The 6,082-nt window shown below is 63.5% G+C and carries 7 protein-coding genes; 1 reads left to right on the top strand and 6 read right to left on the bottom strand.

From position 1 onward, the window contains the following. Nucleotides 1–346: 346 nt before the first annotated feature. The 3 genes from P3T25_RS36250 to P3T25_RS36240 all read right to left on the bottom strand — a co-directional run bounded on the left by P3T25_RS36250 (nucleotide 347) and on the right by P3T25_RS36240 (nucleotide 2,454). A complete protein-coding gene (locus tag P3T25_RS36250; protein WP_266239207.1) occupies nucleotides 347–580 on the bottom strand; it encodes a 4-oxalocrotonate tautomerase in 234 nt (77 codons plus the stop codon). Continuing rightward, nucleotides 576–1,352, bottom strand: coding sequence for a class II aldolase/adducin family protein (locus P3T25_RS36245; protein ID WP_266239146.1), 777 nt, complete (start codon nucleotides 1,350–1,352; stop codon nucleotides 576–578). Before P3T25_RS36245 ends, P3T25_RS36250 begins: the two co-directional genes overlap by 5 nt. A 157-nt stretch (nucleotides 1,353–1,509) precedes the next feature. Beyond that, a complete protein-coding gene (locus P3T25_RS36240; protein WP_266239147.1) occupies nucleotides 1,510–2,454 on the bottom strand; it encodes an urea transporter in 945 nt (314 codons plus the stop codon). A 259-nt stretch (nucleotides 2,455–2,713) separates the two neighbouring features. On the opposite strand from P3T25_RS36240, the gene P3T25_RS36235 reads away from it, so the two are divergent. Further along, nucleotides 2,714–3,268, top strand: coding sequence for a putative glycolipid-binding domain-containing protein (locus P3T25_RS36235; protein ID WP_200566008.1), 555 nt, complete (start codon nucleotides 2,714–2,716; stop codon nucleotides 3,266–3,268). On the opposite strand, the gene P3T25_RS36230 is transcribed toward P3T25_RS36235, so the two are convergent. From P3T25_RS36230 to P3T25_RS36220, 3 genes are all read right to left on the bottom strand, one after another. Next, nucleotides 3,243–4,211 carry an alpha/beta fold hydrolase gene (locus tag P3T25_RS36230; RefSeq protein ID WP_266239148.1) on the bottom strand — a complete coding sequence of 323 codons (969 nt, stop codon included), beginning with the start codon at nucleotides 4,209–4,211 and terminating at the stop codon, nucleotides 3,243–3,245. The genes P3T25_RS36235 and P3T25_RS36230 overlap by 26 nt on opposite strands. Then, complete coding sequence (locus P3T25_RS36225; protein WP_171929438.1) at nucleotides 4,208–5,089, bottom strand: metal-dependent hydrolase; 882 nt, start codon at nucleotides 5,087–5,089, stop codon at nucleotides 4,208–4,210. Before P3T25_RS36225 ends, P3T25_RS36230 begins: the two co-directional genes overlap by 4 nt. Nucleotides 5,090–5,152: 63 nt before the next feature. Then, nucleotides 5,153–6,061 (bottom strand): SDR family NAD(P)-dependent oxidoreductase, encoded by a 909-nt coding sequence (locus P3T25_RS36220; protein ID WP_171929437.1) that lies wholly within the window; start codon nucleotides 6,059–6,061, stop codon nucleotides 5,153–5,155. Nucleotides 6,062–6,082: the final 21 nt, after the last annotated feature.

Genomic DNA, 6,082 nt, shown 5'->3' with positions numbered 1-6,082 from the left:
CCGGCCTTTATGGGTGCCGGTCACACCCGCGCGCCGCCCTCGCCCCCCAGCCTGTTGGGGGCTGGGGGGGGAAACACCCCCGGTTTCTATGTGCCTGGGGGGGGGGGGGCGTCTGTCGACGCCGCCACGGCGACGCGTTTCAGATACGCGTCGCTCAGAAGTTCCTGCTGCGCGCGCAACGCGCGCAGCATTTTCTGCGGCGCACGGACTTCGGTTCAGTCTTGACGCGCCCCGTCTCGCGTTACCGCCCACCGATTGACCCAGTGCCGGCTTTTTCAGCTCAGGGGGCGCGAATCTGTTGTGACAATCGGACAGGATTAAGACGTTGGATGGCAAATACGGACAATTACGCGTCCGCTTCGGACCACAAACGCCCACCCGTTGCCCAGTTTTCGCGTTTGACGTCGGTGAGGATGATGTCCACTGAGTCCGGTTCGACGCCGAGCGATTCGCAAGTCGCTTTGGTAATGGCTTCGACGAACTGGCGTTTCTGTTCCACCGAGCGGCCTTCGAAGAGTTCGATATGAAACGTGGGCATTGCGTGACTCCGTGATGAGTGATGTTGAAAAGTGAATTTAATCGCGGTACGTGCGATCGAGCCGGTCGAGCTTGCGTAGCAAAGCAGGCCATTCCAGTGCGCCTTCGATCGCCCCGCCGTCGTACAGTTGGTCGGCAGTGCGAGCGGCTACGGCATCGCCCGGCACGACAAGCTCGCTGCCGCATGCTTGCGCCTGCAACTGGATTTCGCAGGCCTTGATCAGCGTCGCCATCAGTACATAGGCTTCGGCGACGGTGCGGCCGGCGGTCAACGTGCCGTGATTGCGCAACAGCATGGCTGGTTTGTCGGCGAGATGTGCGACGAGGCGTTCGCCTTCGGTCGGCGTGAAGGCGAGGCCTTCGTAATCGTGATACGCGAGGTGGCCGTAAAAACGCAGCGCATGTTGCGACGCCGGCAGCAAGCCGGCGGGTTGTGCGGAAACTGCCACGCCTGCCGTATTGTGCAAATGCATCACGCAGAAAGCATCGGCACGTGCCGCGTGCACAGCGGCGTGCAGCGCGAAGCCCGTGGCGTTGACCGGATGCTCGCTCGCGCCGACGATGTTGCCTTTGATATCGATCTTCACCAGGTTCGATGCGCACACTTCGTCGAACGCGAGGCCGAACGGGTTGATCAGGAAGTGGCCGGGTTCGCCGGGAACGCTGGCTGAGATATGCGTGTAGACCAGATCGTCCCAGCCGTTGAGCGCCGCGAGGCGATAGGCGGCGGCCAGGTCGACACGGGTCTGCTGTTCCGCTTCGGATCTTGGCCCCGCCTCGGTGACACGGCCGGTGGGCATGTGGGTGAACGACATGTCTGTCTCCTGAGATTGCATGATGGGCTGGGACGGTGGCCTAGGTCCAGGGGCTAAACCTGCGGCTTGGATCTGCGGTCTAAATCTGCACCCAAACCTGCGGCTCAAGCCCGCGGCCCATATCTGCGGTTTAAGCCTGTGGTCCAAACCCGCAGCGCTAACCCAGGCGCCTGACTGATGCCGGTGGCGTCACACGCCTTCCGGCTTCGGCGTGCTCCGGCGGTTCGGGCATCGCCGTACCGCGCGTAAAACGGCCAGTGAGCCACTGCATGCTCCACGTCGCGAGTACGAACGGCGCGGTCATGGCCGGCAACGCATAGTAAGCCGTCGCCATCTGCAGCACGACCGAAAGCACAACACCCCCAAGCGTCATCGCAATGCCGCAATCGGCCAGCGCGATCGCGGTCAGCGCGCCGTTGAATCCTAACAGGCCTGCGTCGAACGAGCTTGCACTCGCGCCGAGCAGGAGGTGCATGACGCTCGCGAAGCCCGCGCCGACCAGCGCCCACAGCGCGTGCCGTCTTGACGCAGCCGCAATGCCGATCCATACGAGCACACCTGGCAACGCGCCGGACGCAAAGCCGGTTTGCGCGAATCCGGCGAATAAGCCGCTGCTCAATTGCACCGCGCTGAGCGTGGGCTCAGTGGCGAGGCTCGCTTGCTGGGCGACACGAGTCACGAGCGGCAGCCAAAGCCACGTGACGATCAAACAGGGGCTCGAGAAATAGCCGAGACCACGCGCGCGCAACCAGCGCGACCACGGTTCCAGCAGCCATGCCGTGCCTGTCGCAGCCAGAATGGCCACGGCGGCGGCCGTCGCGTTTTCGGCGATGAAGCTGAACGCGGCGAGACCGGCCAGCGCGCCATTGAAGCCGTGCAGGCCCGCGCGAGTGTCGTGCTCGCGATAGCCGGCCAGCACCGCGCTCACGTTGGCCGCGATCGCGCCAATCAGCGCCGCGCAGGCGAGACGTGGATCGTATAGCAGCCACGCGCCCAGCAGGTACGCGCCGGTGAATGCGTTCGGTTGCAGCACGACCTGGCCAAAACTGCGCAGCAAGGTGCGCAAGGCGGCGGATTGTGCTTCGGTTGCGGCGGCGTGCATGGTTTGAGGGCGGCGGATTCGATGCGGCGCGACTTTGCCGCGGGCAGGTGAGGCGCGCAGCGGGTCAGGTTGAAAATAAACCGCGAGCATAGGCTACTGGCGCCGCGCCGGGCATCGCCGCCGTTGATAGTGGCTATTTGCGACACTTGCGCGCCAGAGAGCCGAAAGCCGAAAAACGATGCGTCGGCGAACCGAAAGCTTTCGCGCTACGATAGAAACCCGGCGCGTTTGCCGCGCCGTTCCACAAGGAGACAGGCTGATGCGTGAATTAAGGTGGGCATCGGAAGAGGGCGACGGCTTCGAACATCTGGCGTTCGACGCGCGCGCGGACGGCTTTGCAGTGGAAAGCGTCCTGGTCGGGCAGCGCTACGGCAAGGAATATGGCTTGCACTATAAGGTGCGCTGCGATGCGCAATGGCGCACCACATATGCGTGGCTGAAAATCGTCGGCGGCGCTGAGCTGGAATTGCACGGCGACGGAGCCGGCCATTGGCACGATGGTCATGGCCTCGTACTGAGCGCGATTGAAGGGTGCATCGATATCGATATCGCCGCCACGCCCTATACGAACACGTTGCCGATCCGCCGGTTGCAACTGGCCGAAGGCGAGCGTCAGCCGATTTCCGTGGCCTATATTTCGACGCCGGATTTACAGGTCACGCGTGCCGAGCAGGCGTATTCATGCATCGAGTTGAATCGCGTGTATCGCTATGAGGGCATCTTCCGCAATTTCACCGCCGACCTGACGGTGGATGAAGACGGCCTCGTGATCGACTATCCGACGCTGTTCACGCGTCTGCCGCGCGAGCGTTGACCGTCGAGGTGCCGGGGCCGCCGTTGTCTGCTGGCTGCTGCAACCGGTGCTGCTCGACAAAGCGCTCGATGCCTGCCGCGATACGCTCGGGTTCGCGCAATACGACCCAATGGCCGGCATCGATTTCAGTGCGGCTATACGGGCCGAGCCAGCCTTCGAGTCCAATGGAGAGTTCGGGCCCGACGTAGCGATCGCGCAGCGGCACGATGAATTGCACCGGCGCATGCGCATGGCGCGCACGCGGGCGCAGCAATTTGTCGATGAAATTGGCGCGATAAAGATTCAGGCCGTTGATCGCATTGCGCATCTGCGCAGGATCGCGTTCAGGGCGCACCCGTTCGGTCAGGCGCAGCCATAACGGCCACATGCGTGCGCCGCCGGCGCGCCATACCAACTCCGGCAGCAACGGCACGTGAAAGAAGAAGATGTACCAGGATCTGAGTGTTTGCCGAAGGCCGCTGCCGAACGGGCGCTTTGCTGCGTGATGTGCATCGGACTGTTCCGCACGATCGGCGCCGGCGCCGCGTAAGCCGAAAGACGCATGATCGAGGCACGGCCCGGAGATCGATGTGTACGACGCAACGCGGCCTTTGAAGACAGGATCAGTGACCGCTTCCCAGCTTTGAATCGAACCCCAGTCGTGGCCGACCAGGTGAAACGGCCGCGCGCCGCACGTTGCATCGGCGACGGCCGCGAGATCGGCGGCCAGTCGTTCGAGCCGGTAAGCCGCGCGCGACTCGGGTGCGTCGGATGCCCCGGCGCCGCGCACGTCATAACTGATGACGCGGTAGCGTGCGTCGAGTTGCGCGCGCACCGGTTCCCACACCGCCGCCGAATCCGGATAACCGTGCACCAGCACGATCGGCGGCGCGTCGCGCGGCCCACTCACATAGACCGCGAGCCGCACGTCGCCGGCCTCGACCGACAGCGTGTCGCGTATCACGCGGCCGCCTGCACGCCGCGTCGCGCGGCCTTGCGTGCGCTTGGCGTGGTCGCGTTGGTGGCGTCGACCGCGGCGATGAGCCCGTCGATGCGCGACAGTTGCGCGCGATTGTCGTGATCCCACGGATGGAAGCCCGGCCGGAAAAAGCTCAGCCATTCACCGGCAATACGCGGAAACACGCCATGACGCGGGCCGTACAGATACTTCACGACGCGCCACATGCCGCGGATATGGCCGGCGCGTTTGCGATCGGCGATTAGCAGGCGCACGTGGAAGTCGAACACGATCAGCCAGAAGGTCAGCGTAGTGGCGAGCATCGTGCCGGTGCGCAGCAGATAGCGTCCGAGGCCGGGCTTCAGTACCGCATTCCACACGTCGTACGAAACCGATTTGTGTTCGGTTTCTTCGAGCGCATGCCACGTCCACATCTGCGTATAGCCTTCGACCGAACCACCGATACGCGATGCGTCCTCCAGCAGCAGGCCCGCCAGCATCGCCGTGTAATGCTCGAGGCAGACCGTGACCGCGAGTTGATACGAATGCGGCAGGATCTTGCGGCCAAAGTTGAGAATCGCCCACAGGCGTTTGTCGAGCTTATGCGCGGGCAAACCCGCTTCCTGCAACAGATCGTTGTATTCGATGTGCTCGCGCGTATGCATCGCCTCCTGGCCGATGAAGCCGAGTACCTGCTTCTTCAGCACGGGGTCGTCGATCTGGTCGCGGTAGTTGCGCACGCTGTCCATGAAGAAACGTTCGCCGGCAGGGAATAGCAGCGAAAGCGCATTGAAGAAGTGTGTCACATGCGAGCCCTGCACGTGCCAATCGGAGGCACGTTCGGGCGGCAAGTTGAAGCGGAGGTCGCGGCGAACCGGCATCATGACCATTCTCCTTGTAATCCTTTATGTCCTGTTGATCGTGCTCGTCGTGTGGCGGGCAACGCATTACGCACGCCGGCCGTCCACCTGCGCGGCGCGGCGTGCGCGCTTTTCCGCAATGCGTTTCATGCGGCGCGTCTGCATCACGACCAGCGCCTGATAGGCGGCCGGCAACGTACGCGCCAGCCAGTCGGCGGCGCGCGCATCGCGGCCGATCAGTACGCGCCGCTTGTTCTTGCGCACGCCGTCGAGAATTACGCGTGCGGCTTCGTCGGCGGTGGTAATGAAAAACTTCTCGAAGTCGTCCTTGCCTTGCTGTTCGTTTTCCAGCATGAAGCCGACCATGTTCGACGAGATCCGGCTCGACTGCGCGATGCTCGTGCGAATGCCGCCCGGATGCACGCAGGTGGCCGACACACCGCACTTCATCAGATCGAGTTCCTGGCGCAATGCTTCGGTAAAGCCGCGCACGGCGAACTTGGTCGCGTTGTAGCCGCTCATGCCGGGCTGCGAGAAGAGGCCAAACACACTCGATGTATTGACGATGTGTCCCGCACCGGATGCCTTGATATACGGCAGAAACGCCTTCGTGCCGTGCACCACGCCCCAGAAATTGATGCCGACGATCCACTCCAGGTCGGCGTACTCCATGCCTTCGATGGTGCTCGACAATGCCACGCCCGCGTTGTTGAACACGAGGTTCACGCGCTGATGTTGTGCGGCCGTTTCGGCGGCCCATTCGAACATCGCGGCACGGTCCGACACGTCGAGCACACGCGTGGTGATGCGCAGCGGCGAACCGACGATATGTGGCGCGGCAGCCTGAGCGAGTTGCGCGGTTTCGGCGAGGCTCGCGGCATTGCGATCGGCGAGCGCGAGGTGGCAGCCTTCGCGCGCCAGCCGGATCGCGAGCGAACGGCCCATGCCCGAGCCTGCGCCGGTGATCGCGGCTACTCTGTCGGTGAAGTTCTTCATTGGCTTATCTCCTGTCCTCTC

This window comes from Paraburkholderia sp. GAS32 (assembly GCF_050434225.1).
In the GTDB taxonomy this organism is placed as follows: domain Bacteria; phylum Pseudomonadota; class Gammaproteobacteria; order Burkholderiales; family Burkholderiaceae; genus Paraburkholderia; species Paraburkholderia madseniana.
This window is presented reverse-complemented; position numbering and strand designations above follow the sequence as displayed.